The organism is Enterobacter sp. MGH120, from assembly GCF_001037725.1.
GTDB lineage: Bacteria > Pseudomonadota > Gammaproteobacteria > Enterobacterales > Enterobacteriaceae > Enterobacter > Enterobacter hormaechei_C.
Genome location: NZ_KQ089940.1, coordinates 3972857 through 3999172 on the forward strand (window position 1 = coordinate 3972857; position 26316 = coordinate 3999172).

Here is a 26316-nt window from a genome sequence, read left to right on the forward strand (position 1 = left end):
ACGATGAAAAAGCTCAAGGTTGTCACTATTGGCGGCGGCTCCAGCTACACGCCAGAATTGATCGACGGTTTTATCAAACGCTACGCAGAGCTGCCGGTCACCGATTATTATTTGCTGGATATTGAAGAGGGAAAAGAGAAGCTGGAGATTGTCGGAAAGCTGGCCCAGCGCATGGTAGCTGAAGCCGGGCTCCCAATGAATATCCACCTGACGCTCGATCGGGAAGAGGCGCTGAAAGATGCCGATTTTGTCACCACGCAGCTGCGTGTCGGCTTTCTTGATGCCCGCATCAACGATGAAAAAATCCCGCTAAAATACGGCGTTCTGGGGCAAGAGACGACAGGTCCCGGCGGGTTTATGAAAGCTCAACGCACGATCCCGGTCCTGCTGGATATCTGTAAGGACATGGAAAGATGGTGCCCGAACGGCTGGCTGATTAACTTCACCAACCCGGCCGGGATTGTCACCGAGGCAATCACCCGCCACTCGGCCATTCGGACCATAGGCATTTGCAGTGGCGCAAATAGCATGATGATGGACATCGCCAAAGCCTACGGCGTGCAGAAGTCGGACGTTTACGCACGCATTATTGGTCTGAACCATCTTATTTTTGCCGACCAAATTTTCCTCAAGGGAGAGGATTATACCGACGACTTTATTGAAAAACTGGCCGAGGGCAGCGCAAATAACTCCCTGAAAAATATACCGGACATTGGGTTTAGTGCCCGCTTTGCCAGGGCACTCCACATGTACCCTATCTCCTACCTCAAATACTATTTTTTGACCCGCGAGATGACCGACGCCGCGCTGCGCGATGCAAATACTAAGGGAACCCGCGGCGAGCAGACGCGCGAAATTGAGCAACGGCTTTTTACGCTTTATCAGGACCCCCATCTCGCGCACAAGCCGAAAGAGCTGGAGCAGCGCGGAGGCGCCTGGTACTCCGATACTGCATGCTCGATCATCAGCGCTATTTATAACGATAAAAAAGAGATCCACGTCGTAAATGTTCCTAACAGGGGCACAACACCCGATCTGCCGGATCACGTTACGCTGGAAACCAACGCCATGATCGACCGAAACGGCGCGCATCCCCTCGCCTATGGCAGGCTGCCCGTGAAGATCCGCGGCCTGATCCAGAGCGTGAAGGCCTATGAAGAGCTCACCGTTGAGGCCGCTGTCACTGGAAATTACGACACGGCGCTGCTGGCGCTGAGCGTAAATCCCCTTGTGCCTTCTGCCGCCGCGGCAGAACAGATCCTTAATGAATATCTTGAGGTCAACCACCGTTATTTACCCCAGTATGCTAAACGTAAGGACGCACAATGAACGTAGAACAGACAGACGATTATGCGGCGCTGAGTGACGCCGTGGCGAAAGCGGTCATTGAAACCGTTACGCAAAAACCCGATGCGCTGATTTGCATCGCGGGTGGAGATACGCCGCTGGGCGTTTTTGCCGCGCTGGTGCACGCCAGCAAACAGGGTAAGGTCGATTTTTCCCGTGCGGCATTTGTTGGCCTGGATGAGTGGCTGGGGCTCGGTCAGGCCGATAAAGGCAGCTGCCGGGAGATGGTATGGGGCCATTTCTTCAGCCACCTGGCCCTGCGCGACGATCAGATCTGTTTCTTTGATGGCCTGACGCAATCCCCCGAGGAAGAGTGTCAGCGTGTGGATAACTTTATTACGGCCCACGGTGGGCCTGACATCATTGTGTTGGGGATCGGTATGAACGGCCATATCGGCTTCAATGAACCGGGCGCCGCCCTCGATACCGGTTGCCACATCGTGGACCTGGATGCGGTGACGCAGGCCGTTTCGGTTAAATACTTCGGCCAGCAGCGTCATATCCGTCAGGGCATTTCGCTGGGGATGAAGACTATCCTGGCTTCACGGGCCATTATTTTGATGGCAAGCGGCGAGAAAAAAGCCGACATCATCGCAACAACCGTCAATTCCGCACCGGACCCGGCGGTTCCCGCGACGCTGCTAAAGCCGCACCCACGGTTAAGGATCATTGTCGATAAAGCGGCAGCCGCTAAGCTGTAAAAGAGAAACAGGCGCTGATGCGCCTGTTATCGTTTGATATGCATATTCTTGACGCGGAAAATATCTGCCCGGTTGTAGCTGATGGAGAAGTTAAATGCTCTACCGTCATCGAGGCGCGTGACTTCGGTAATTTTCAACATCGGCTGGCCTGGCAGAATATTGAGATGGGCCGCCAGCTCCTCATCAAAAAGATCCGCTTCAATCAGTGAATCGGCGTCGCTGATTTTCTTACCGGTAAAGTCTTCAATATAGCCATACAGCGATCCCTCTTCGAGAATAGCCTGCGGAACAGTGGCAACCACCTTGTGAGGAATATTGCTGTCTTCAATTAACACCGGCTGTCCGTCCAGTAAACGGATACGGCGAATAAACCAGACATCATCACCCTGCGCAATTTCGAGGTGCTGTGCCAGCGCCGCGTCGGCGTGAAGGGTCGTCAACGTCAGCAAGCGGCTGGTTACGTTGACCCGCCCCTGAAATTCACGGGAAAACCCGAGAATACTGTCACTCTTTTCATTATTCAGAATGTAAATATTGCTGGCAGTATTCTTTAAAACAAACATGCCCTTGCCGTGGATACGCTCGATATACCCTTCCTGTACCAGCATCGCCATGGCTTTCTGAACCGTTACGCGCGTAACGTCATAAATACCGGCAAGATCGCGCTCCGACGGAATGCTTTCGCCCTTTTTGTAGACTTCATTGAGAATATCTTTTTTGATTCTCTCTTTGATTTCCCAGTACTTATGTTTTTTTTCCATTGTCGATTACCCGGCCAAAAAGAGCATAGAATCGCAGGCCCGGTAGCGCTCGCGCCACCGGGCGAGAAACTACGGGCGATACACCTTCACGTTCGCGAAGCCCTGCTCACGCAGATACAGCGCCTGCAAACGGCTCATGACCCCACGTTCGCACCACAGCAGATACGTTTTGCTCTGGTCGAGATCGCCAAACTGGGTGCTCAGCTTGTAGAACGGCAGCGAAACCACCTCGACGCCTTCCACCTGCAACGGCTTGTCATCCTGCTCATCAACAGAACGGATATCCAGAATCGTATCGTTAGCACCGAAGCCGCTGACCGTCTCCACCTCAACCACTTCCTGCTCGGTCTGCTGAGCGATCTCACGGATATCGATGTTGGACGCTTCCGCCACCACTTTTTCCAGGATGCTGAAATCGAAGTTCTCTTCTTCCGCTTCGATCTTCGCCTTCACCGCTTTGATGGTTGGACTTTTTGAGATCACACCGCAATATTCCGGCATGGTGCGGGCAAAATCTTCAGTACCTATTTTACGCGCCAGATCGATGATGTGCTCTTTATCGTGAGAGATCAGCGGACGCAGGATCAGCGTATCAGACACGTTATCGATAAGACGCAGGTTAGTCAGCGTCTGGCTGGAGACCTGCCCCAGCGCTTCACCGGTGACCAGCGCCTGCACGCCGTAGCGCTCAGCCACTTTGGACGCCGCACGCACCATCATACGCTTCAGCACCACGCCCATCTGGCCGTCGTCCACTTTTTCGAGGATTTCGCCGACCACCGGCTCAAAGTTGATCGCCACAAAACGCACGCGGTGAGAGCTGCCGAAGCGGTTCCACAGGTAATGCGCCACCTGACGTACGCCGATTTCATGCGCCGCGCCGCCCAGGTTAAAGAAGCAGTAGTGCACGCGGCAGCCACGACGCATCAGCATATAGCTGGACACGCCGGAGTCGAACCCGCCGGAGATCAGCGACAGCACATCTTCCTGAGTGCCGATAGGGAAACCGCCAATACCTTCGTAACGGCCCTTGACCAGCAGCAGGCGATCGTTTTCGATCTCAAGGTTAACGGTGACGTCCGGGTTAGTCAGGCGCACGCGCGCCGTTTCAACGTGCTGGTTCAGACCACCACCGACGTAGCGCTCAACCTCAATAGAGCTAAACTCATGCTTACCCCGGCGCTTCACGCGCACGCAGAACGTTTTCCCTTCGATCTGGTCGCGGTACTGCACCAGCGCCTTTTCGAAGATATCGTGCATATCGGTGAAGGGAACGTCTTCCACTTCCAGAATATGGTGAATACCCGGGATACGGGTCAGCGCGTCGCGAATATCAAGACGTTTGTTTTCGTCTTTCGCGCGGACTTCTACGTGGTCCCAGTGACGCACCACGGCGAGCGTTTCGTCGTAGTGTTTTAATACGTTACGAATGTTCCCGGTGAGAATTTTAATAAAGCGCAAACGCACGGATTGGCTTTTGATGGTGATTTCAGGGAACAATTTAATGATAAACTTCATGGCGGCAATGTTTCTTAGGCAAGCTTATAAAGGCTTGTAGTGGAAAATGATACAGCAGCCCACACCCGTGGCTGCATCCAGGCGCGCAAGTATACCACCATCGCGCCACTCGCGTTATTTGATAATTGCCCCGAGTCCGTTACCATGTCAGGGCGAAAAATTTAAGAGTCAATTCACTATGCCGAAGAAAAACGACGCACCGGCCAGTTTCGAAACTGCGCTGAGTGAACTGGAGCAGATCGTTACCCGTCTTGAGAGCGGCGATCTCCCGCTGGAAGACGCGCTCAACGAATTTGAACGCGGCGTGCAGCTCGCGCGCCAGGGGCAGGTAAAACTCCAGCAGGCCGAGCAGCGTGTGCAGATCCTGCTTTCCGACAGCGAAGACGCTAAAACCACGCCATTCACACCGGACGCCGAGTAAATGGATTTTTCCAACGCGCTTCAGGCGCGCGTCATCCGCGCCAACGATGCGCTGCGCCGATTCATTGAGCCGCAGCCTTTTCAGAACACTCCACTGGTTGAAGCCATGCACTATGGCGCACTCTTGGGGGGTAAACGCCTGCGTCCGTTCCTGGTGTATGCCACGGGCAATATGTTCGGTATCAGCGATAACACGCTGGACGCCCCGGCAGCCGCCGTGGAGTGTATCCACGCCTATTCGCTGATCCACGATGATTTGCCGGCCATGGACGATGACGATCTGCGTCGCGGTCAGCCAACCTGCCATATCAAATTTGGCGAAGCGAATGCCATTCTGGCGGGGGATGCGCTGCAAACCCTGGCCTTCTCCATTCTGAGCGATGCGCCGATGGTTGAGGTGAGCGATCGCGATCGTCTGGCAATGGTGTCCGAACTGGCAATGGCCAGCGGCGTCGCCGGGATGTGCGGCGGCCAGGCGCTGGATTTGGAGGCTGAAGGTCGTCAGGTTACTCTGGAACAGCTGGAGCGCATCCACCGTCACAAAACGGGCGCACTGATTCGTGCAGCCGTTCGCCTGGGCGCGCTGAGCGCGGGTGAACGCGGGCGTAAAGCCCTGCCGGTTCTGGACAGATACGCAGAAAGTATCGGTCTGGCATTCCAGGTTCAGGATGACATTCTGGATGTGGTGGGCGATACTGCAACATTGGGAAAACGTCAGGGTGCGGATCAGCAGCTTGGCAAAAGTACCTACCCCGCCCTGTTGGGCCTTGAGCATGCCCAACGTAAAGCCCGGGATCTGATAGACGATGCCCGCCGGTCGCTGAATGAGCTGGCCGCGCAATCGCTGGATACCTCGGCACTGGAAGCGCTAGCGGACTACATAATCCAGCGTGATAAATAAACTATAAATCTCGATGAGCCTTTGATGAGTTTTGATATTGCCAAATACCCGACACTGGCGTTAGTTGACTCCACTCAGGAGTTACGTCTGTTGCCGAAAGAGAGTCTGCCGAAGCTGTGTGACGAGCTGCGTCGCTACCTGCTCGACAGCGTTAGCCGCTCCAGCGGCCACTTCGCCTCCGGACTTGGCACGGTTGAGCTGACCGTGGCGTTGCATTACGTCTATAACACGCCGTTCGATCAGCTGATCTGGGATGTAGGCCACCAGGCCTATCCGCACAAAATTCTGACCGGACGTCGCGATAAAATTGGCACCATTCGCCAGAAAGGGGGCCTGCACCCGTTCCCGTGGCGCGGCGAGAGTGAATATGATGTGTTAAGCGTCGGCCACTCTTCCACCTCCATTTCTGCGGGCATTGGTATTGCCGTTGCCGCCGAAAAAGAGAATAAACAACGCCGCACCGTCTGCGTGATTGGCGACGGGGCGATCACCGCCGGGATGGCCTTTGAGGCCATGAACCACGCGGGCGATATCAAACCGGACATGCTGGTGATCCTCAACGATAACGAAATGTCGATCTCCGAGAACGTCGGCGCGCTGAATAACCATCTGGCGCAGCTGCTGTCCGGCAAGCTTTACTCCTCACTGCGTGAAGGTGGTAAAAAAGTCTTCTCCGGCGTACCGCCGATTAAAGAGCTGCTTAAGCGTACCGAAGAACACATCAAAGGCATGGTCGTGCCGGGTACGCTGTTCGAAGAGCTGGGCTTTAACTATATTGGCCCAGTGGACGGCCACGATGTGCTGGGCCTGGTGACGACGCTTAAAAACATGCGCGACCTGAAAGGCCCGCAGTTCCTGCATATCATGACCAAAAAAGGGCGTGGTTACGAACCGGCGGAAAAAGATCCGATCACCTTCCACGCGGTGCCTAAGTTCGACCATACCAGCGGCTGCCTGCCGAAAAGCAGCGGCGGGATGCCGAGCTACTCAAAAATCTTTGGCGACTGGCTGTGCGAAACGGCGGCGAAAGACAACATGCTGATGGCGGTGACGCCTGCCATGCGTGAAGGCTCCGGCATGGTGGAGTTTTCCAAAAAATACCCGGACCAGTATTTCGACGTGGCTATCGCCGAGCAGCACGCGGTAACCTTTGCTGCGGGCCTGGCGATTGGCGGCTACAAGCCGGTGGTAGCGATCTACTCTACCTTCCTGCAACGCGCCTACGATCAGGTTATCCATGACGTTGCCATTCAGAAGCTGCCTGTGCTGTTTGCTATCGATCGCGCGGGCATTGTGGGGGCTGATGGCCAGACGCACCAGGGCGCGTTTGATCTCTCCTTCCTGCGCTGCATCCCTGATATGGTGATCATGACGCCAAGCGACGAAAACGAGTGTCGTCAGATGCTGTATACCGGTTACCACTATCAGGACGGCCCCTGCGCGGTACGTTATCCGCGCGGTAATGCCCTTGGCGTTGAATTACAGCCGCTGGAAAAACTGGATATCGGTAAAGGTCTGGTGAAACGCCGTGGTGAAAAAGTGGCGATCCTGAACTTTGGTACGTTGATGCCGGAAGCGGCAAAAGTCGCTGAAAACCTGAATGCGACGCTGGTCGATATGCGCTTCGTGAAGCCGCTCGATGAATCTCTGATTCTGAGCATGGCGGAAAGCCATGACGTTCTGGTCACGCTGGAAGAGAACGCCATCATGGGTGGAGCGGGTAGCGGCGTGAACGAAGTGCTTATGGCGAACCGTAAAGCCGTTCCGGTGCTTAATCTCGGCCTCCCTGACCACTTCATCCCGCAAGGCACCCAGGATGAGGCGCGCGCCGACATTGGTCTGGACGCCGCCGGTATCGAAGCTAAAATCCGCACCTGGCTGGCCTGATCCCTCCCCTTTTCTGCTCCTGCTATGCTTAAACGTATTGTTTAAACAGCAGGAGCGGAACCATGCAATACACGACATTAGGAAAAACGGACCTTAAGGTGTCCCGGCTTTGCCTGGGATGCATGACGTTTGGCGAGCCTGACCGGGGAAATCATGCCTGGACGCTGCCGGAAGAGAGCAGCCGCCCTATCATCAAGCGCGCCATTGACGGCGGCATCAACTTCTTCGATACCGCCAACAGCTACTCAGACGGCAGCAGCGAAGAGATTGTCGGCCGCGCCCTGCGAGATTTTGCCCGTCGTGATGATATTGTGGTCGCCACTAAGGTGTACTACCCGTCAGGCGATCTGGCGGAAGGCCTTTCTCGCGCGCAGATCCTGCGTTCCATTGATGACAGCCTCAGACGCCTGAACATGGATTACGTCGACCTGCTGCAAATCCACCGCTGGGATTACAACACCCCGATCGAAGAGACGCTTGAAGCGTTAAACGACGTTGTGAAAGCCGGTAAAGCGCGCTACATCGGCGCATCGTCCATGCATGCCTCACAGTTTGCCCAGGCGCTCGATCTCCAGGCGCAGCACGGCTGGGCGCGCTTTGTCACTATGCAGGATCACTACAACCTGATTTACCGGGAAGAAGAGCGCGAGATGCTGCCGCTCTGCTACCAGGAAGGCGTGGCGGTGATCCCGTGGAGCCCGCTGGCGCGCGGAAGGTTAACCCGTCCGTGGGGGGAAACTACCGCCCGGCTGGTATCGGATGAAGTGGGTAAAAACCTGTATGACGATACAGAAGCCAGCGATGCGTTAATTGCCGAACGCTTAGCCGGGATCGCCGACGATATCGGTGCAACGCGCGCGCAGGTGGCGCTGGCGTGGCTGCTGAGCAAGCGCGGTGTCGCCGCGCCGATTGTGGGCACGTCGCGGGAAGAACAGCTGGATGAGTTGTTGAGTGCGGTGGACTTATCGTTGACGCCGGAGCAGATTGCCGAGCTGGAGACGCCGTATCAGCAGCATCCGGTGGTAGGGTTTAAATAAACGCTTACCGGGTGGCGGCTTCGCCTTACCCGGCCTACAAATAAAGTGCGATCGTAGGCCGGGTAAGGCGAAGCCGCCACCCGGCAAAACACTCACCCAAAGTGATCGTACCCTTTCCAGTCAAGCGTAACCGGGGCGCCGTCGCGGACAAACAGCAACCCTTCACTTTCCGGCATCACCTGCCCGATGCAGGTAAATTTCGCCCCCAGATGCGCTAGCGCCACATCCAGCGTCCCGCGATTCAGCTCAGGCACGGTGAAGCACAGCTCATAATCTTCTCCACCGGATAACGCCCAGCGCAGCGCCTGTTCAGGTTCGACATGGCGAAGCAGTTGCTCCGACAGCGGGAACAGATCCAGGTCAACGCGTGCGCCCACGCCGCTGGCCTTCAGGATATGGCCGAGATCGGAGATCAGCCCGTCAGACAAATCGATAGCCGAACTGGCCCGCTCGCGCAGCGCCTGACCATGCAGAATACGCGGCGTTGGCCGCAGATGGCGCTTCACCAGATACGCCGCATCGTCAGCATCTTCAACCGTTAAACGGTTCTGAAGGATCGCCAGCCCTGCCGCGCTGTCGCCCGGCGTACCGGTCACGTAGAGCCAGTCGCCTGGTTTTGCACCCGAGCGCTTCAGCGCGCGCCCGGCAGGCACATAGCCGTGGATTGCCAGGGTCATGGACAGCGGACCGGCGGTGGTATCACCGCCAATCAGCTGCATATCGTAATAATTCAGCTGTTCAAACAGGGCATCGCTGAAGGCTTCAAGCCAGGCTTCATTCACCTCCGGCAGGGTCAGAGCCAGCGTCAGCCAGGCCGGGTCGGCGCCCATTGCCGCCAGATCGCTGACGTTCACCGCCAGCGCTTTATACGCCAGATCGGCAGGATCGATATCCGGCAGGAAATGACGCCCACACACTAAGGTGTCGGTGCTGATTGCCAGCGTCTGTTTTTCGGGAATATTGAGAAGTGCGCAGTCATCGCCAATGCCGGTTTCAACATCAAGACGAGAGGTTCTGACACGGTCGAAATAACGGGCAATCAGGGAGAATTCGCCGCATGCCATACGTTATGCCTCAGCAAATTAAATAAAAAAACCGGAGCCGCACTGCCAAAAAGGCAATGCAGACTCCGGTTTGCGGATCACTTTTTGTGGGGACGGATCGCAGGTGCGGCTTTATCCAGCACGCCGTTAACAAACTTGTGGCTGTCTTCAGCGCCGAAGGTTTTCGCCAGTTCGATCGCTTCGTTGATGGCCACTTTGTACGGCACATCATCACGTTTAGACAGCTCAAACAGCGCGATACGCAACACTGCTTTTTCGACCTGGCCCAGCTCTTCGAGCAGACGGGACAGGTATGGCTTCATCAGACCATCGAGATACGCGCTATTAGTCGCCACTCCCGACAGCAGTTCACGGAAGTACAGAACGTCAACGTCTTTCACGTCCTGTTCTGACAGGAACTGGTATTCAACATCAGCGATGTCGTTCTGGGACAACTGCCAGGAGTAAAGTGCCTGGACGGCACATTCACGGGCGCGGCGACGAGCAGCAGGTTTCACGGAATTCCCCTTACAAAAAAATCAGGCCTTGATGGCTTTCAATACATTGATCATTTCAAGCGCGGTCAGTGCAGCTTCTGCACCTTTGTTACCGGCTTTAGTGCCAGCACGTTCGATGGCTTGTTCAATACTTTCGGTGGTCAGCACGCCGAACGCGACAGGGATTTCAGCATCCTGTGCAACGTGTGCCAGACCGTTGCTTGCACCGCCCGCAACGTATTCGAAGTGCGCAGTGCCGCCACGAATAACGGTACCCAGCGCAATCACCGCGTCGTATTTACCGGTTTTCGCCAGCGCGCCCGCTGCCAGTGGCAGTTCGTAAGCACCTGGTACCCAAACGACGGTAATGTTGTCATCTTTAACCTGGCCGATACGTTTCAGGGCGTCAACCGCACCTTCCAGCAGGCTATCGTTGATGAAGTTGTTGAAACGCGCAATGGTGATGGCGACGCGAGCGTCCGGGGTAGCTACAGCAGCTTCAATAATGTTCATACTCTTCCTTTACGGGTTCATTTGGCCCCGCAGGGGGGCGGATTTTATCATAATACTTTGCGCACTGCTTCCCTATTTCAGGAGCAATTACGCTGTCGTTAAATGGAGGCAGACATCCGGGCCTACCGGACGAATCTCGCTGAATGAGAGTTGCGGCGCATCGGCCAGTTTTTCAAGGCCGGGCAGCACAAACAGGCCGCGCGCGTCGTTACCTAACAGTTTAGGCGCAACGTAGACGAGAAGCTCATCCACCAGCCCCGCCTGAAGCAGCGCGCCGGCAAGCGTCGGGCCAGCTTCAACCCAGATGCTGTTGACCTGCTGTTTGCCGAGCAGCATCATCAGCACCACCAGATCCAGATGCCCGTTATGTTCCGGCACCATAATACTGCGCACACCTTGCGGCCATTCGCGCGTATCTTCTTTGGTGCGGGCAATCCAGGTTTCACCCGGCTGCTGCACGATGCGGTGCTCCGGCGTCACGCGGTTCTGGCTATCAATAATAATGCGCAGCGGCTGACGCAGGTTCTCCTGAGGATAGAGCGCCTGGGTATCCGCATTCAGCTCTTCCCAGCGCACGGTCATGGCCGGATCGTCAGCCAGTACCGTTTCACTGCTGGTGAGAATAGCATGGCTTTGTGCGCGCAGACGTTGCACATCGCGCCTTGCCTGCGGCGAGGTGATCCACTGGCTCTCGCCGTTCGCCATCGCCGTGCGGCCATCCAGTGACGCGCCAAGCTTAAGCTGGATAAACGGGAAGCCGGTGCGCATGCGCTTCAGGAAGCCTTTATTCAGGGCTTCCGCATCCTGCATCATCAGGCCGTGGCTGACGTCGATACCTTCCTGTTGCAGACGATACAGCCCGCGCCCCGCCACCTGCGGGTTAGGATCCTGCATGGCGGCGACAACGCGCGAGACGCCCGCTGCGATCAGCGCTTCACAGCATGGCGGCGTGCGCCCGTGATGGCTGCATGGCTCCAGCGTCACATAAGCCGTTGCGCCACGCGCTTTCTCACCCGCCATGCGCAGGGCATGCACTTCGGCATGCGGCTCGCCTGCGCGGTAGTGAAAACCTTCCCCCACAATCTCGCCATCTTTAACAATGACGCACCCGACATTGGGATTAGGGTGAGTGGTAAACCGACCGCGCTGCGCCAGCTTCATAGCTCGCGCCATGTACATCTCGTCGTGCATGGGCTTAATCCTGTAAGCGGGCGATCTCTTCGCCAAACTCTTTGATGTCTTCGAAGCTGCGGTAAACGGAGGCAAAGCGGATATAGGCGACTTTATCGAGCTTTTTCAGCTGTTCCATCACCAGATTGCCGATCATTTTGCTCGGCACTTCGCGCTCACCTAACCCCCGCAGATAAGATTTAATATGGTTTAACGCCATTTCGACGTCATCGGAGCTGACGGGCCGTTTTTCCAGCGCCTTGAGCATCCCGCTACGCAGTTTCTCTTCATTGAACGGTTCGCGCACATCGTTACTTTTTACCACGCGCGGCATTACCAGCTCTGCCACCTCGAAGGTGGTAAAACGCTCGTTGCACACCAGACACTGCCGACGACGACGCACGGAAGACCCTTCGCCTACAAGACGTGAGTCGATGACTTTGGTATCCACAGCGGAGCAAAATGGGCAATGCATACGATGTCCCTGTTATCTGGTTAACTGATTTCTATTTTACCCTGAACTGGCCCGACAACAAAGGAAGAGCTTTTTGAGACAAAGGATCTATACCTGACGGCACTATCCTGTCTACCATTGCAGCAATCTGTGATTTCAAGGAATTAAACGCAATGACAAGACGTTACCTGAAAATAGTGCTGGTGGGGAGCCTGTTCACGCTCAGCGCCTGCGCACAGCAAAGCGAAGTCCGCGAGATGAAACAAAGCGTGAATACGCTTAACGTGGCGATGGACAAACTTAACAAAGAAACCGTGAAGATCACCCAGCAGAACGCGCTGAATGCCAAATCCAGCAATGGCGTTTATTTATTGCCAGGTGCAAACACGCCCGCGCGTCTGAACAGCCAGATTGGCATGCTAAAGATGTCTGTGGTGAATGTTGCAGCGAATGCCGATGGTACTCGCGCAACATTACGCATTCAGGGTGAGTCCAACGATCCGCTTCCCGCGTTCAGCGGCACCGTAGAGTGGGGCCAGATTCAGGGCACCACGGAGAGCTATCAGGAAGTGAACGTGAAGAATCAGCTCTTCACCGCCCCCGCCAGCACGCTGGCGCCGAGCGATGTTGATATCCCGCTCCAGCTGAGCGGACTGACCCCAGAACAGCTGGGCTTTATCCGTATTCACGACATTCAACCCGCCGCGCAATAACCCGCCCTTCTAGCGGAGCGAAATGTCACTCCGCTAACATTTACATTTCGTATGGATTGGCAACATAAATGATTGCCGCTACAATCCCGCCCGTCTAAAGTACGCAAACGTGAACGCAATCGATTACGTATGTGAGAGATATGTGAAACAACACATATTTTTGTGAGCAAGGATTCCTATAATAGGCTCCGCAGAAATACGAAATATTTAGAAACGCAATTCGCGCATTTTTCACTCCCGGAAGGGAATTTCAATCAGTGGCATGATTATGAAAAAAACATTATTCGCAGCCGGTGCAGTTCTGGCACTCTCCACCTCTTTCACTGTTAACGCAGCGGAAAACGACAAACCACAATACCTTTCCGACTGGTGGCATCAGAGCGTTAACGTTGTAGGCAGCTACCATACCCGTTTCGGACCGCAGATCCGTAACGATACCTACCTCGAGTACGAAGCATTCGCTAAAAAAGACTGGTTTGATTTCTATGGCTACATGGACGCACCGGTATTCTTCGGCGGTAATACCGACGCGAAAGGTATCTGGAACCACGGTTCCCCACTGTTCATGGAGATCGAACCCCGCTTCTCCATTGATAAACTGACCGGTACCAGTCTGGCGTTTGGTCCGTTCAAAGAGTGGTATTTCGCAAACAACTACATCTACGACATGGGTCGCAACAAGTCCGGTCGCCAGAGCACCTGGTACATGGGTCTGGGTACAGACATTGATACTGGCCTGCCGATGAGCCTGTCCATGAACGTCTACGCAAAATACCAGTGGCAGAACTACGGCGCCGCGAACGAGAACGAGTGGGACGGCTACCGTTTCAAAGTGAAATACTTCGTGCCAATTACCCAACTGTGGGGCGGCAACCTGAGCTATATCGGCTTCACCAACTTTGACTGGGGTTCAGACCTGGGCGATAACGATTTCCGCGACCTGAACGGCAGAAAAGCGCGCACTAACGACTCCATCGCGTCCAGCCACATCCTGGCGCTGAACTACGATCACTGGCACTACTCTGTTGTTGCGCGTTACTGGCACAACGGTGGCCAGTGGAACGACGACGCCAGCCTGAACTTTGGCAACGGCGACTTCAGCGTTCGCTCTACCGGTTGGGGTGGTTACCTGGTCGTGGGTTACAACTTCTAATCAGTGCGGATTCCGCCCGGTGGCGCTACGCTTACCGGGCCTACGATCCGAATGTAGGCCGGGTAAGGCGTAGCCGCCACCCGGCTTTTTACTGCCTCACCTTGCGCAAAAAATCTGCCAATGACCTGTCCGCACTTTCGCTAAACCGCCTCTCCGTCTGCACAATATTGAGGCATCGGTCGAGCCGGAAACAGCGATAGTCATCGCGCCGTTCACACCACGCCGCCAGCAGCCAGCGCTCTCCCCAGAAGAACAAGCCCAGCGGCTGAACCTCGCGCTTTGAGAGCTGCCCAGCCTCATCACGATAATGCAGTGCCAGCACGCGCTGGGCGGAAATCGCCTGATGGATCACGTCGAAACCACTACGGGAATGTGGCTGAAGGGCAATATCCGGCGCGTAAATCCGCGTCTGCTCAGCTTTGCGGCGGCTCTCTTCTGGCAGGATCGCCAGCACTTTTTCCTGGGCCGACTCCAGCTCGCGCGACAGCGATTCCCCGCCCCAGGTTTTGAGCAGGCGAATCGCCACCATCAGCGCCTCGGACTCTTTGTTGGTCAGCATCAGCGGGGGTAAATCAAAACCCGACATCAGCCGATATCCGCTTCCCGCCTCGCCTTCCACCGGCACGCCGGAGAGCGACAGGTCGCGGATATCGCGGTACACCGTGCGCTCGGACACGCCAAGCCTTTCCGCCAGATGCGCTGCCGTTGTCAGACGCCTGCCCCGAAGGATCTGCACAATCTGGAACAAACGGTCAGCGCGTCGGGTCATCGGTTTACTCTCATACCGGTTGATGGAGGCCGACGCGATTACCTTCGCTGTCGGTAAACAGGGCTATAGTGCCAATGTCTTGCGGCAGTTCCAGCGGGCCAAACACGCACTCACCGCCCGCAGAAGCAATACGATCGAGCGTGGCCGCCAGATTGTCAGTATGCAGGTAAATAATAGCGCCCTGCGAAGACGGTGTAACGCCGTCAAATTTCGCCAGCGCGCCGCCGGTGGCCGGATCCTCGTGCGGGAAAATCGCCAGATCAGCCACGTCCATCTTCTCGCGCCGCAGCGCGACCTGCATCACCGACTCATAAAATTTGATGGCGCGATCCATATCGGCGACCGGAATTTCAAACCAGTTAATAACACTTTTCATACGTCCTCCTGCCTGTTGTTAGGGTTCAGAAGGAGTCTACGACAGGGCTCCTGACAGCATACTGTCAGGAGTGTTTGTGAGATGCAGACAAAAAAAATCCCGGCCAACAGGCCGGGATTTCGATACTACATAAGACTCTTACGGCAGAATGGACGGCTGATCCGCCCCTTCTTTCTCGACTTTCTGCTGGATCAGATGCTCGCGCTTCATGCCCAGCTTCAGCGCCAGTGCGGACGCGACGTAGATAGACGAGGCCGTACCGATAGACACACCGATCAGCATGGTCAGCGAGAAGCCTTCCAGCACCGGGCCACCGAACAGGAACAGCATCAGGATCACCATCAGGGTGGTGCCGGAGGTGATCAACGTACGGTGCAGCGTCTGGGTCAACGACACGTTAAAGATTTCGTACGGCGTGCCGCGACGGATCTTACGGAAGTTTTCACGAATACGGTCAGATACCACGATACTGTCGTTCAGTGAGTAACCGATAACGGACATCAGGGATGCCACAATCGTCAGGTCAATCTCAATGTGGAACAGAGACAGTATGCCCATGGTGATCACCACGTCGTGCGCCAGGGCGATAACCACGCCTGCCGCCAGTCGCCACTCAAAGCGGAAACCGACGTAAATCAGGATCGAGATCAGCGCCACCAGCAGCGCCATCGCACCGGTCTGCGCCAGGTCAGCACCAACGCTCGGGCCGACAAACTCAATACGCTTAACCGTTGCATCCTGGCTGGTCGTTTCGTTAATAACCTGGACGACCTTGCTGCCCAGCTCCTGGCTGCCGTTGGCATCGTGTACCGGCGGCATACGCACCATGATGTCGCGGCTGCTGCCGAAGTTCTGTAGCAGCGGCTCTTCAAAGCCCGCTTTTTGCAGAGACTCACGCATCTGGTCCATATCGACCGGTTTTTCCAGGGTAATTTCGATCACCGTACCACCGGTGAAATCCAGACCCCAGTTAAAGCCTTTCACGCCCATAATGACGATGGACAAGATCAGCAGAAAACCTGAAATGCCGAAGGCCCAGTAGTCCCAGCGCATAAAGTCCCAGACTTTACGGCCGTGGTTCAATTGTTCAACAGTATATTCCTGTGCCACAACGCACTCCTCAGATAGACAGCTTTTTGACGCGCTTGCCGCCGTACAGCAGGTTCACGATGGCACGGGTGCCGACAATAGCGGTAAACATCGACGTTGCGACACCGATACCGGTAGTAATCGCAAAGCCTTTGATCGCGCCAGTACCCACTGCATACAGGATAAGAACCTTAATCAGTGTTGTTACGTTCGCATCGAAGATGGAGCTGAACGCCCCTTTGTAGCCTTCTTCAATCGCCTGCTGTACAGAACGACCGTTGCTCAGCTCTTCTTTGATACGTTCGTTTATCAATACGTTGGCGTCGACCGCCACCGCAAGGGTTAGAACGATACCCGCAATCCCCGGCATGGTCAGCGTCGCCCCCGGCAGCAGGGACATGATACCGATGATTAGCACCAGGTTGGCAATCAGCGCGGAGGTCGCAATCAGGCCGAACTTCTTATAGAAGAAGATCATGAAGATGATGGACACCGCCAGACCGGCCAGACACGCTTCCAGACCCTGTTTGATGTTCTGCATACCCAGGGTTGGACCGATGGTACGTTCTTCAACAATCTGAATTGGCGCAATCAGCGCACCGGCACGCAGCAGCAGAGAGAGCTGACGCGCTTCGTTCGGGTTGCTGATACCGGTAATACGGAAGCTGTTACCCAGACGAGACTGGATGTTGGCGATGTTAATCACCTCTTCCTCTTTCACCAGCACGGCACGGCCATTGGCGTCTTTCTTACCGCTGTCTTTGTACTCCACGAACAGGGTCGCCATCGGCTTGCCGATGTTGTCCTTGGTGAAGTTAGACATGATGTTGCCGCCTGCGCTATCCAGCGAGATGTTAACCTGCGGCTGGTTGTACTCATCCTGGCTTGAAGTGGAGTCGGTGATATGGTCACCGGTCAGGATCACGCGTTTGTACAGCACAACAGGCTGGCCTTCGCGGGTCTGTTTCACTTCAGAATCGCCCGGCACACGGCCTGAAGCCGCAGCAGCCTGGTCGACATTGGAGTTAACCAGACGGAACTCCAGGGTCGCAGTCGCGCCCAGAATCTCTTTCGCACGGGCGGTATCCTGGATACCCGGCAGTTCGACCACGATACGGTCAGCACCCTGACGCTGTACCAGTGGCTCAGCCACGCCCAGCTGGTTTACACGGTTACGCAGAATGTTAATGTTCTGCTGAACGGCGTATTCACGTGCTTCACTCAGACGCGCGTCGGTCATTACCGCACGCAGCTGGTTGCTGCCCTGAGAGGTGATCACCAGATCGCGGTGACGCTGAGACAGATACGTCACAGCCTGATCGCGTGCCGCGCTGTCGCGGAACGTGATGCTCAGGCCGTAGTTATCTTCTTTACGTACGGTGGTGTACGGAATGCCCTTATCGCGCAGATCGCTGCGCAGGCTGTCGATATTCTGTTCCTGTAGCTTGCCGAGCGCGGTATCCATATCCACTTCCATCAGGAAGTGAACGCCGCCACGCAGGTCAAGACCCAGTTTCATTGGCTCTGCGTTCAGCGCAGCCAGCCAGCGTGGGGTTGCAGGAGCAAGGTTAAGCGCCACGACATACTTATCACCCAGCACGCCCATCAGCGCTTCACGTGCGCGGAGCTGCGTGTCGGTGGTGTCGAAGCGAGCAAGAATTGCGCCCTCTTCCAGTGCCACAGACTTAGCGGTAATTTTTTCTTCTTGTAACGTTTTCTGGACCTGGATCAGCGTTTGCTCACTGGCGGCGACACCGCGCGCGCCAGTGATTTGAACGGCCGGATCCTCACCATACAGGTTGGGAAGCGCGTACAGCAGGCCGACGATAATCACGACGACCAGCATGATGTACTTCCACAAAGGATAACGGTTTAACACGGCAGTTCCCTTTGGGAAAAGTTGGGATTACAGCGCCTTCATGGTGCCTTTCGGCAGAACGGCAGCTACGAAGTCACGTTTGATAACCACTTCAGTGGTGTCGTTGAGGGCGATAGCAATGTAGCCGTTTTCCGCTACTTTGGTTACGCGACCCACCAGGCCACCATTGGTCAGGACTTCATCGCCCTTCGCGATGGAGTTCATCAGGTTTTTGTGCTCTTTAGTACGCTTCTGCTGTGGACGCAGGATCATGAAGTAGAAGATCAGACCGAACACAACCAGCATCAGAATCAGAGACATCGGGCTGCCCTGCGCTGGTGCACCCGTTGCTGCTACCGCATCAGAAATAAAAAAGCTCATTCAAATTCCCTCATTATTAAAATTAATCAACGTTCAACGGTGGAACATCCCGCCCCTGACGTTGGTAGAAATCGGTCACGAAGCTCTCTAATTTACCCTCTTCGATAGCCTTACGTAAACCAGCCATTAAGCGCTGATAATAACGAAGATTATGAATGGTATTGAGACGCGCCCCCAAAATCTCGTTGCAACGATCGAGATGATGCAGATACGCGCGAGAATAATTGCGACAGGTATAGCAATCGCACTCGGAATCGAGCGGGCTGGTGTCACTCTTATGCTTCGCGTTACGGATTTTCACCACGCCATCGGTAACGAACAAATGACCGTTACGCGCGTTTCGGGTTGGCATAACGCAGTCGAACATATCAATGCCGCGACGTACGCCTTCCACCAGATCTTCTGGTTTACCCACACCCATCAGGTATCGTGGTTTATCCGCCGGGATTTGCGGGCAGACATGCTCCAGAATGCGGTGCATGTCTTCCTTCGGCTCACCCACAGCCAAACCGCCGACAGCGTAGCCATCAAAGCCTATCTCTACCAGACCTTTAACCGAGATATCGCGTAAATCTTCGTAAACGCTGCCCTGAATAATGCCGAACAGCGCATTTTTGTTTTGCAGGGCGTCAAAACGGTCGCGGCTACGCTTCGCCCAACGCAGGGACATCTCCATGGAACGCTTGGCGTAGTCCCAGTCCGCCGGGTATGGCGTACATTCGTCGAAGATCATTACGATATCGGAGCCGAGATCGTACTGAATCTCCATGGATTTTTCCGGATCGAGGAAGATTGGATCGCCGTTGATCGGGTTACGGAAGTGTACGCCCTGCTCAGTGATCTTACGGATATCGCCCAGGCTGAAGACCTGGAAACCGCCGGAGTCGGTGAGGATCGGGCCTTTCCACTGCATGAAATCGTGCAGGTCGCCGTGGAGCTTCATGATCTCCTGACCCGGACGCAGCCACAGGTGGAAGGTGTTGCCGAGGATAATCTGTGCGCCAGTGGCTTCAACTTCTTCCGGCGTCATTCCTTTTACGGTGCCGTACGTGCCCACAGGCATAAACGCGGGGGTTTCTACCACGCCGCGATCAAACACCAGACGACCGCGACGCGCGCGGCCATCGGTGGTATCGAGTTCAAATTTCATTTTTTCTCCGACGTCAGAAAAACAGTCCAACGTTGTAATACGGTGCCGCGGACTTATTCCCCGACACGCTCATTCAAAGCCTGCGGATTGTACGTGATAAACATCGCGTCACCGTAGCTAAAAAAGCGATATTTTTGTTCTACCGCAGACTTGTAGGCGTTCATCGTATGCTGATACCCCGCAAACGCGGAAACCAGCATAATCAGCGTCGATTCAGGCAGATGGAAGTTGGTCACCAGCGCATCAATGACTTTGTACTGATAGCCCGGGTAGATAAAGATCTGCGTATCGCCAAAGAACGGCTCAATCAGCTCGCTTTTCGCGGCCTGCGCAGCGCTCTCAAGGGAACGTACCGACGTTGTACCGACGGCCACGACGCGATTACCGCGCGCTTTCGCCGCCAGCACCGCATCCACAACCTCCTGTGGCACTTCGGCATACTCAGAGTGCATGATGTGGTCTTCGATGCTGTCCACGCGCACCGGCTGGAAGGTCCCCGCGCCGACGTGCAGCGTCACGAACGCCATCTCAATGCCTTTCGCGCGCAGCTTTTCCAGCAGCGGTTCATCAAAGTGCAGGCCCGCCGTTGGCGCCGCCACCGCGCCAGGCTTCTGGCTGTAGACGGTCTGATACAGCTCGCGGTCGGCCTCTTCGTCCGGGCGCTCAATATACGGCGGCAGCGGCATGTGGCCGAAGGCGTTGAGGATATCGAGCACCGTGCGCTCGTCGTTGAATTCCACTTCAAATAGCGCATCGTGACGCGCGGTCATGGTCGCTTTGATGCTCTCGTCATCCCCCAGCAGCAGTTCAGCGCCCGGCTTCGGCGCTTTAGAGGCGCGAATATGTGCCAGAATACGTTTATCATCGAGCATACGTTCGACCAGCACCTCAATCTTACCGCCGCTGGCTTTACGGCCAAACAGACGCGCCGGGATCACGCGGGTATTGTTAAAGACCAGCAGATCGCCAGGGTTGAGCTTGTCGAGCAGATCGGTGAAAGTACCGTGCGTCAGCGCGCCCGTTGGCCCGTCCAGTGACAGCAAGCGACAGCTGCTACGCTCAGGCATGGGGTAGTGAGCAATCAGGGATTCAGGTAGTTCAAAGGAGAAATCGGCGACGCGCATGACGTATACTCGTGACTTAAAAACAGGCGGCATAGTCTAGTGCTCACACCCTTTTGCTGCAACAACTAGCCGCCACCGGACAACGAAAACGCATGAATTTTCTCGCTCATCTGCATCTCGCTCATCTCGCGGACAGCTCCCTCTCCGGCAATTTGCTGGCCGATTTTGTACGCGGCAACCCCGCGGAAGCGTACTCCCCTGAGGTTGTCGACGGGATTTTTATGCACCGCCGCATCGACGTGCTGACCGATAACCTGCCGGAAGTGACGGAAGCCAAAGCCTGGTTCCGCCCCGAAACCCGACGCGTGGCGCCGATCACGCTCGACGTCATGTGGGATCATTTCCTGTCGGGCCACTGGTCCCGGCTGTCGCCTGATATGTCGCTGCCTGAGTTTGTGCGCTACGCCCACGCGCAGGTGTCGATCATTTTGCCGGACTCCCCGCCGCGCTTTGTGAATCTGAATAACTATCTCTGGTCTGAACGCTGGCTGGAGCGATACCGCGAGATGGATTTCATTCAGAACGTCCTGAACGGCATGGCGAGCCGTCGACCGCGTCTGGACGCGCTGCGCGACTCATGGCATGACCTGGATGAACATTATGATGCGCTGGAAACCCGCTTCTGGCAGTTCTACCCGCGTATGATGACGCAGGCGAAAAATAAAGAACTGTGAAGTCGGTTCGATTGATAGGTAAAAGCTGGTGGAACGATTGTTACCACCTCTTTGTCTTATTCCCGTACTGCCTCTATACTGGCCCGCGTTGCGTTCCAAATAACCTTAGTATCTACAGGAGAATCATATGGTTCTGGTAACTCGTCCGGCTCCGGATTTTACAGCTGCCGCCGTTCTGGGCAATGGTGAAATCGTTGAAAACTTCAACTTCAAACAGCACACCAACGGTAAAGCGACCGTTCTGTTCTTCTGGCCAATGGACTTCACTTTCGTTTGCCCGTCTGAGCTGATCGCGTTCGACAAACGTTACGAAGAATTCCAGAAGCGTGGCGTGGAAGTGGTTGGCGTCTCCTTCGACTCTGAATTTGTACACAACGCATGGCGTAACACCCCTGTCGAAAACGGCGGCATCGGTGCAGTGAAATACGCGATGGTTGCGGACATCAAACGCGAAATCCAGCAGGCTTACGGTATCGAACATCCGGACGCTGGCGTTGCACTGCGTGGTTCTTTCCTGATCGACGCGAACGGCATCGTTCGTCACCAGGTTGTGAACGATCTGCCGCTGGGTCGTAACATCGACGAAATGCTGCGCATGGTTGACGCGCTCCAGTTCCACGAAGAGCACGGTGAAGTGTGCCCGGCTCAGTGGGAAAAAGGTAAAGAAGGTATGGCGGCTTCCCCAGACGGCGTAGCTAAATACCTGTCTGAGAACGTATCCAGCCTGTAATCGGCACGGTTTACCAAAAAACCCGCGAATACGCGGGTTTTTTTATGGCTTATGCTGCGCCGTCTTTTTTTACCTCGCGCCAGATGCGCCATGCCATACCCGCAAGCACCATCACCCCCGCAATCAGTACGCCCCAGACCATCAGCGTTTTCATTCTGCTTTCCTGCTCAGCCGCAGACGTCGCGGTTAAACGCGCCTCGCCACCCAGCGGGACAGGTTCCAGCGTATCCGCCATCGGCAGGGCTGCCAGATCGTAGGTTTTACGCAGTTCGGTCGGGATCAGCATATCCGTCTCCACGCTCGCCGGTTTCGCAGCCCCGTTCCCCCACGCGAGCAGGTACGGCCCCTTCCCCTGCGCGTTAAACACCAGATCGTAGCGCACGCGTTGCCCGGTCACGCCAGGCAGGTTCTCAGGCAAACGCGCATTGAGGGTCTTGATTTTTACCGTCTCGACCAGCCCGCCAGGGAGCGGAACAGGTTCAGACGTTTTGCCGCCGAGCTGGTAGATCACCTCTTTTTTCAGCGTATGCCACCGATCCTTATCCGCCTCCCGCCAGGCTATTTCTGCCGGGAGAACACCGTCGCCATTCAGCATGAAGCCGATCGCACTCAGAGGCTGCGGATGTTTCCAGCGCCACACGGCTTCGCTTTCGGATAACCGCTCCCCCTCTCCCGCCAGGCTAATGTGCTCAGATTCCGGCTGTTCAGTCGCGTTAATCGCGTTGACGCCGGTTAACGTCAGGGCAGAACGCCCCGTGTTCAGCACCAGCAGCAGATAACGATTCGCCTCAGGCGATAACACCAGATCGGTATCGATGCGGTCGAGCTTCAGGCGATCCTGTCCACTCATCACGTCCAGCAGGGGCATCTCTTCGCGCAGGGTATACCAGTTTTTCAGATCCTCGCTGTAATAGACCGATGCCGTCCCCTGCCACGAGCCCTGCGGCGTGTCCCAGAAAAGCTGGAGCTGAGAGAGCGGAACCTCCGTCGCGTTTTCCGGCAGGGTCAGCAGATAGTGCTGTCCGGCAGCCGCCGCGTGTTGCCCTTCCAGCACAATTTCCACGCCGTTTCTGGCCCGTAGCATAATTTTATCGCCGCTGTCCTCTTCTCCGCCCGGCGAGGCGTTAAGCGCAAAGAGGCGCAGCGCCGTGGTGGTCGGTGCCGGCTGCGGACGCGTCGTGGTAACCAGGCTGAACGGTACCGGCTCGCCCGACTGATTAAACACGCGCACGTCGCGCAGATCGGGCGATGTGCTCTGCTGATAAACCGCCAGCGGCAGCATGACCCGATACCACGGCGAAGAGGCAGAGGTATCAAGGGACAGGCCATAGGCATAATCCCGCGGGGATTCCGCTGGCGCGCCCTCGCTGAATGCCGGACCGGCCACGGCCAGCAGTGCCGCACAAACAACCGCGTTCATCCATTTCATTTTTCTTCTCCTGCTTTAGGCGGTAGCGGCGAGAAATAGCCCACAATCAGGACCAGGATCGCCACGCCAATAAACGCGACGGCGCGCGCCAGGCCGCCACCGCCCGCGCTGTCCACCAGCATCAGTTTGAGCATGACCACCCCCAGTAGCGCCGCACCGCCAAGCCACTGCTGACGGGAGGCGTGACGGGTGGCGCGGATCATGACCACCAGCGCGCACAACATCCAGAACAGGGCAAAAGTGGTCTGGATAAGCCGCGAATGCCACAACGACTCCCAATTCCAGGCCACCTCGCCGTACCACGCCAGCGCGCGCAGCAATGCGCCGTTAAGCCACCAGAAACCCAGGGCCATCAGCACAACGGCGGGCCACGGACGGGACTGCGCAAGCGATGCCGGATAGTAGCGATCCACTTCCCGATAAAACACCACCAACCCCAGCAGCGCGAACGCCGCCCCTTCCTCAAGCGGGTTCACCAGCGGCAGCCATGTCTGTTGATAGACCACACCGTCCTGCAAATTGGTCACGACCAGCAATACCACCAGCGCCACAACCACAGGGATCGCGGCAAGGCAGGCGTAGAGCGCAGGCCATACCCGGAACGGCCACCCGCGACGCCGTACGGCCGCGGAGAGCGCCATAATCACCCCACCGCCAACAGCCATCGCAATGCCGCTTCCCCAGGCCGCCATGCCCCACGGCAGGGAGCGGGCAAACCAGTAAAGCTCGGCGGCTATGGCGAGTAAAATCATCCACACCAGCGACAGATGCAGTCCCATTGAGATGCGCGGCAGAAGTTTATCTTCGTCGCGCCGCAGCAGCATCAGGGCGGCAGGCAGCGCAATAGCCCAGGCCAGATTTGCCCAGCCGGCCGCCAGGATTTGCTGTTGCCAGATCTGATACAGCACCATCAGCAGCATCACCGGCCACAGCAGCCATTTGCTGGCATCCAGCTCCCGCCACGCCAGACGAGCGGCGGCCTGCCGCCATCCCCAGGCCGACGCCGCCGTCAGCGCCAGCACGCCTGCCAGAACCGATAACTCCTGCTTCAGGAACAGCTGAGATGCGCCCAGCTGCGCCACTAACCAGAACAGCAGCCCACCGGCCAGCAATGCCCAACTGCCCGGCTGTGCGATTTTCTGCCACAGCCAGGCCGCAGCCAGCCAGCAAAGACTGAGCACTGCGAAAATAAGCAGCAGGCTCAACGAGGTGACGCCGTCCATTTGCGCCCATATCGCGCTGCCGAGCGCCAGCACCAGCAGCGCCGTCCCGCTATAGCTCATGCGCCGCTGCTGCTGTTGCACGCCCAGCCAGAGAATACCCAGCCCTTCCAGCGCCCAGGCCATCGCCGTCCAGCGCGCTGAAAGCGCCAGCGGAATGGCAAGCGTGGCAAACCCGCCGCCGATCGCCAGCGCCGCCATAACCAGTGGCCGCCCGACAGACGGATAGCGTCGCAGTGCGAGAAACGCCAGTGAGAGATAAAACGAACCATAGCCCAGCGCGCTGAGCGCAGGGCCGTACGTCCAGTGAGACGTCATGCCATACTGCATCCCAAAACCAATCAGCGGCGGAGCAAACAGCAGTGCACCGTCAATAATCTGTTTGCCTTTTTCCTGCGCCCGCAGCGACAGCGCCACGCTAAACACGCCAAAAATAAGCGTATTGGCAATCAGGAACAGCTGACAGATAGCATAGTCTTCAGGCTGGTAGTCGCTCAGCCCCCATACCCCGCCAACGCCAAACGTGAAGAGCAGCCCGAGCAGGTTGAGCTCGCGCCAGTGCTGCCAGATGCTGATGGCGAGAATGCCGATGGATAACAGGAGATAGAAGGAGAACAGCGCCACAAAGCTACCGCCCCCGGTAGACAGGAGCAGCGGCGCAAGATATCCGCCGAGGCTCGCCAGCATGGCAAGGCTTAGCGCCTTTTGCAGCACGGCCAGCCCGACGCTCGCCGCGCAAATCACCACCAGCAGCGCAAACGCCAGCGTCATCGGTAGCATTTGCCACAGCCGGAATGCGCCAAAGACGGTCAGATAAAGCACGCCGGTCGCCCCGCCCTGGAGGATCAGCGCGTAGTTCCGCTGCCTGTGCCGCAGCCGCCATCCAACGGCCAGCAGAACCATGGAAAACAGCGCCGTGGCGGCAAGACGCAGCTCAAGCGGAAACAGTGAATGTTCAACGGTATAGCGCAGCAGGAAAGAGAGGCCGAGGAAGAGCAGTACAATCCCCAGTTTTGCCAGCGGATTGCCCTGCATAAACCAGCGCGTCAGCGAGGACAGGATGCCGCCAAAGGCGGAAGGCCGTTTTGCCGCCGGTACAAGCGCTGGTTCTGCTTCAGTGACGGGCGGTTCGGGACGCCAGGGATCGACAGGTGGGGTAACGGCTTCTGCCACCGACGCTGGCGTCTCCACCGGCGCGGCGGTCTGCACCGGCTCCGGCGCTTTCTCAGTGACACCGCGCTGCTCAAGCGCCTCAATGCGCTGGCGAAGCCGGGCGATCTCCTGCCGCGCCGCCGTGCTTCGGTTAAAACCTATCACCGCGAGCACGGGTGCCACGACCAGCGCAAAAACCAGGAACAAACAGCCAAGGATGTAAAGCTCGTCCATGTTTCCACCTTCACC

General features: G+C 56.5%; 26 protein-coding genes. 10 read left to right on the top strand and 16 right to left on the bottom strand.

The window, feature by feature from the left end; all coding sequences use genetic code 11:
- The first annotated feature begins 3 nt into the window (after positions 1 to 3).
- Entirely contained in the window at positions 4 to 1329 is a 1326-nt protein-coding gene (locus SK54_RS18560; protein WP_015571289.1) for a 6-phospho-beta-glucosidase, read from the top strand.
- A complete protein-coding gene (locus SK54_RS18565; protein WP_023303188.1) occupies positions 1326 to 2048 on the top strand; it encodes a glucosamine-6-phosphate deaminase in 723 nt (240 codons plus the stop codon). Before SK54_RS18560 ends, SK54_RS18565 begins: the two co-directional genes overlap by 4 nt.
- A gap of 26 nt (positions 2049 to 2074) precedes the next feature.
- On the opposite strand, the gene SK54_RS18570 is transcribed toward SK54_RS18565, so the two are convergent.
- Complete coding sequence (locus SK54_RS18570) at positions 2075 to 2809, bottom strand: GntR family transcriptional regulator (protein WP_017383174.1); 735 nt, start codon at positions 2807 to 2809, stop codon at positions 2075 to 2077.
- Positions 2810 to 2878: 69 nt separating this feature from the next.
- Complete coding sequence (thiI, locus tag SK54_RS18575) at positions 2879 to 4327, bottom strand: tRNA uracil 4-sulfurtransferase ThiI (RefSeq protein WP_006809903.1); 1449 nt, start codon at positions 4325 to 4327, stop codon at positions 2879 to 2881.
- A 178-nt stretch (positions 4328 to 4505) separates the two neighbouring features.
- Here thiI and xseB point away from each other — a divergent pair, with 178 nt between their 5' ends.
- From xseB to SK54_RS18595, 4 genes are all read left to right on the top strand, one after another.
- Positions 4506 to 4748 carry an exodeoxyribonuclease VII small subunit gene (gene xseB, locus SK54_RS18580; protein WP_003859094.1) on the top strand — a complete coding sequence of 81 codons (243 nt, stop codon included), beginning with the start codon at positions 4506 to 4508 and terminating at the stop codon, positions 4746 to 4748.
- The gene (gene ispA / locus SK54_RS18585) at positions 4749 to 5648 is read left to right on the top strand and encodes a (2E,6E)-farnesyl diphosphate synthase (protein ID WP_017383172.1); all 900 of its coding nucleotides are present in this window, start codon (positions 4749 to 4751) and stop codon (positions 5646 to 5648) included.
- A gap of 24 nt (positions 5649 to 5672) precedes the next feature.
- Positions 5673 to 7535 carry a 1-deoxy-D-xylulose-5-phosphate synthase gene (gene dxs / locus SK54_RS18590; RefSeq protein WP_015571294.1) on the top strand — a complete coding sequence of 621 codons (1863 nt, stop codon included), beginning with the start codon at positions 5673 to 5675 and terminating at the stop codon, positions 7533 to 7535.
- A 62-nt stretch (positions 7536 to 7597) separates the two neighbouring features.
- Complete coding sequence (locus SK54_RS18595) at positions 7598 to 8572, top strand: aldo/keto reductase (protein ID WP_023296014.1); 975 nt, start codon at positions 7598 to 7600, stop codon at positions 8570 to 8572.
- 92 nt (positions 8573 to 8664) lie between these two features.
- On the opposite strand, the gene thiL is transcribed toward SK54_RS18595, so the two are convergent.
- The 5 genes from thiL to nrdR all read right to left on the bottom strand — a co-directional run bounded on the left by thiL (position 8665) and on the right by nrdR (position 12270).
- Entirely contained in the window at positions 8665 to 9636 is a 972-nt protein-coding gene (gene thiL / locus SK54_RS18600; RefSeq protein ID WP_032670500.1) for a thiamine-phosphate kinase, read from the bottom strand.
- A gap of 77 nt (positions 9637 to 9713) precedes the next feature.
- Positions 9714 to 10133 carry a transcription antitermination factor NusB gene (gene nusB, locus SK54_RS18605; protein WP_006809908.1) on the bottom strand — a complete coding sequence of 140 codons (420 nt, stop codon included), beginning with the start codon at positions 10131 to 10133 and terminating at the stop codon, positions 9714 to 9716.
- 21 nt (positions 10134 to 10154) lie between these two features.
- Entirely contained in the window at positions 10155 to 10625 is a 471-nt protein-coding gene (gene ribE, locus SK54_RS18610) for a 6,7-dimethyl-8-ribityllumazine synthase (protein ID WP_003859098.1), read from the bottom strand.
- An 87-nt stretch (positions 10626 to 10712) separates the two neighbouring features.
- On the bottom strand, positions 10713 to 11816 hold the full coding sequence (gene ribD, locus SK54_RS18615) for a bifunctional diaminohydroxyphosphoribosylaminopyrimidine deaminase/5-amino-6-(5-phosphoribosylamino)uracil reductase RibD (protein ID WP_047731476.1): 1104 nt from the start codon (positions 11814 to 11816) through the stop codon (positions 10713 to 10715).
- 4 nt (positions 11817 to 11820) lie between these two features.
- Positions 11821 to 12270 (bottom strand): transcriptional regulator NrdR, encoded by a 450-nt coding sequence (gene nrdR, locus SK54_RS18620; protein WP_003859099.1) that lies wholly within the window; start codon positions 12268 to 12270, stop codon positions 11821 to 11823.
- A 152-nt stretch (positions 12271 to 12422) separates the two neighbouring features.
- Here nrdR and SK54_RS18625 point away from each other — a divergent pair, with 152 nt between their 5' ends.
- Positions 12423 to 12962 carry a SadB/YajI family lipoprotein gene (locus SK54_RS18625; RefSeq protein WP_026094391.1) on the top strand — a complete coding sequence of 180 codons (540 nt, stop codon included), beginning with the start codon at positions 12423 to 12425 and terminating at the stop codon, positions 12960 to 12962.
- Positions 12963 to 13230: 268 nt separating this feature from the next.
- A complete protein-coding gene (locus tag SK54_RS18630; protein WP_026094392.1) occupies positions 13231 to 14115 on the top strand; it encodes a nucleoside-specific channel-forming protein Tsx in 885 nt (294 codons plus the stop codon).
- Positions 14116 to 14203: 88 nt separating this feature from the next.
- Here the strand turns inward: SK54_RS18630 and SK54_RS18635 are convergent, their stop codons facing one another.
- From SK54_RS18635 to queA, 7 genes are all read right to left on the bottom strand, one after another.
- Positions 14204 to 14884, bottom strand: coding sequence for a helix-turn-helix transcriptional regulator (locus SK54_RS18635; RefSeq protein WP_017694425.1), 681 nt, complete (start codon positions 14882 to 14884; stop codon positions 14204 to 14206).
- Positions 14885 to 14894: 10 nt separating this feature from the next.
- A complete protein-coding gene (locus SK54_RS18640) occupies positions 14895 to 15260 on the bottom strand; it encodes a VOC family protein (RefSeq protein ID WP_023303182.1) in 366 nt (121 codons plus the stop codon).
- 138 nt (positions 15261 to 15398) lie between these two features.
- Positions 15399 to 16370, bottom strand: a complete 972-nt coding sequence (gene secF, locus SK54_RS18645; RefSeq protein ID WP_003859105.1) for a protein translocase subunit SecF — start codon at positions 16368 to 16370, stop codon at positions 15399 to 15401.
- A 10-nt stretch (positions 16371 to 16380) separates the two neighbouring features.
- Positions 16381 to 18228 carry a protein translocase subunit SecD gene (gene secD / locus SK54_RS18650; protein ID WP_017383164.1) on the bottom strand — a complete coding sequence of 616 codons (1848 nt, stop codon included), beginning with the start codon at positions 18226 to 18228 and terminating at the stop codon, positions 16381 to 16383.
- Between the two features lie 27 nt (positions 18229 to 18255).
- On the bottom strand, positions 18256 to 18588 hold the full coding sequence (yajC, locus tag SK54_RS18655; protein ID WP_003859109.1) for a preprotein translocase subunit YajC: 333 nt from the start codon (positions 18586 to 18588) through the stop codon (positions 18256 to 18258).
- Positions 18589 to 18610: 22 nt separating this feature from the next.
- Positions 18611 to 19738, bottom strand: a complete 1128-nt coding sequence (gene tgt / locus SK54_RS18660) for a tRNA guanosine(34) transglycosylase Tgt (RefSeq protein WP_015571303.1) — start codon at positions 19736 to 19738, stop codon at positions 18611 to 18613.
- A gap of 53 nt (positions 19739 to 19791) precedes the next feature.
- On the bottom strand, positions 19792 to 20862 hold the full coding sequence (queA, locus tag SK54_RS18665) for a tRNA preQ1(34) S-adenosylmethionine ribosyltransferase-isomerase QueA (protein WP_048247758.1): 1071 nt from the start codon (positions 20860 to 20862) through the stop codon (positions 19792 to 19794).
- 92 nt (positions 20863 to 20954) lie between these two features.
- Between queA and acpH the strand changes: the two genes are divergently transcribed.
- Both acpH and SK54_RS18675 read left to right on the top strand, forming a co-directional pair.
- Positions 20955 to 21536, top strand: a complete 582-nt coding sequence (gene acpH, locus SK54_RS18670; RefSeq protein ID WP_048247759.1) for an ACP phosphodiesterase — start codon at positions 20955 to 20957, stop codon at positions 21534 to 21536.
- Positions 21537 to 21663: 127 nt separating this feature from the next.
- The gene (locus SK54_RS18675) at positions 21664 to 22266 is read left to right on the top strand and encodes a peroxiredoxin C (RefSeq protein ID WP_003859113.1); all 603 of its coding nucleotides are present in this window, start codon (positions 21664 to 21666) and stop codon (positions 22264 to 22266) included.
- Between the two features lie 49 nt (positions 22267 to 22315).
- Here the strand turns inward: SK54_RS18675 and SK54_RS18680 are convergent, their stop codons facing one another.
- Both SK54_RS18680 and SK54_RS18685 read right to left on the bottom strand, forming a co-directional pair.
- On the bottom strand, positions 22316 to 23695 hold the full coding sequence (locus SK54_RS18680) for a DUF3999 domain-containing protein (protein WP_048247760.1): 1380 nt from the start codon (positions 23693 to 23695) through the stop codon (positions 22316 to 22318).
- Positions 23692 to 26301: a DUF2339 domain-containing protein gene (locus SK54_RS18685; protein ID WP_048247762.1), complete on the bottom strand. Its 2610-nt coding sequence runs from the start codon at positions 26299 to 26301 to the stop codon at positions 23692 to 23694. The genes SK54_RS18680 and SK54_RS18685 overlap by 4 nt, the downstream gene beginning before the upstream one ends.
- Positions 26302 to 26316: the final 15 nt, after the last annotated feature.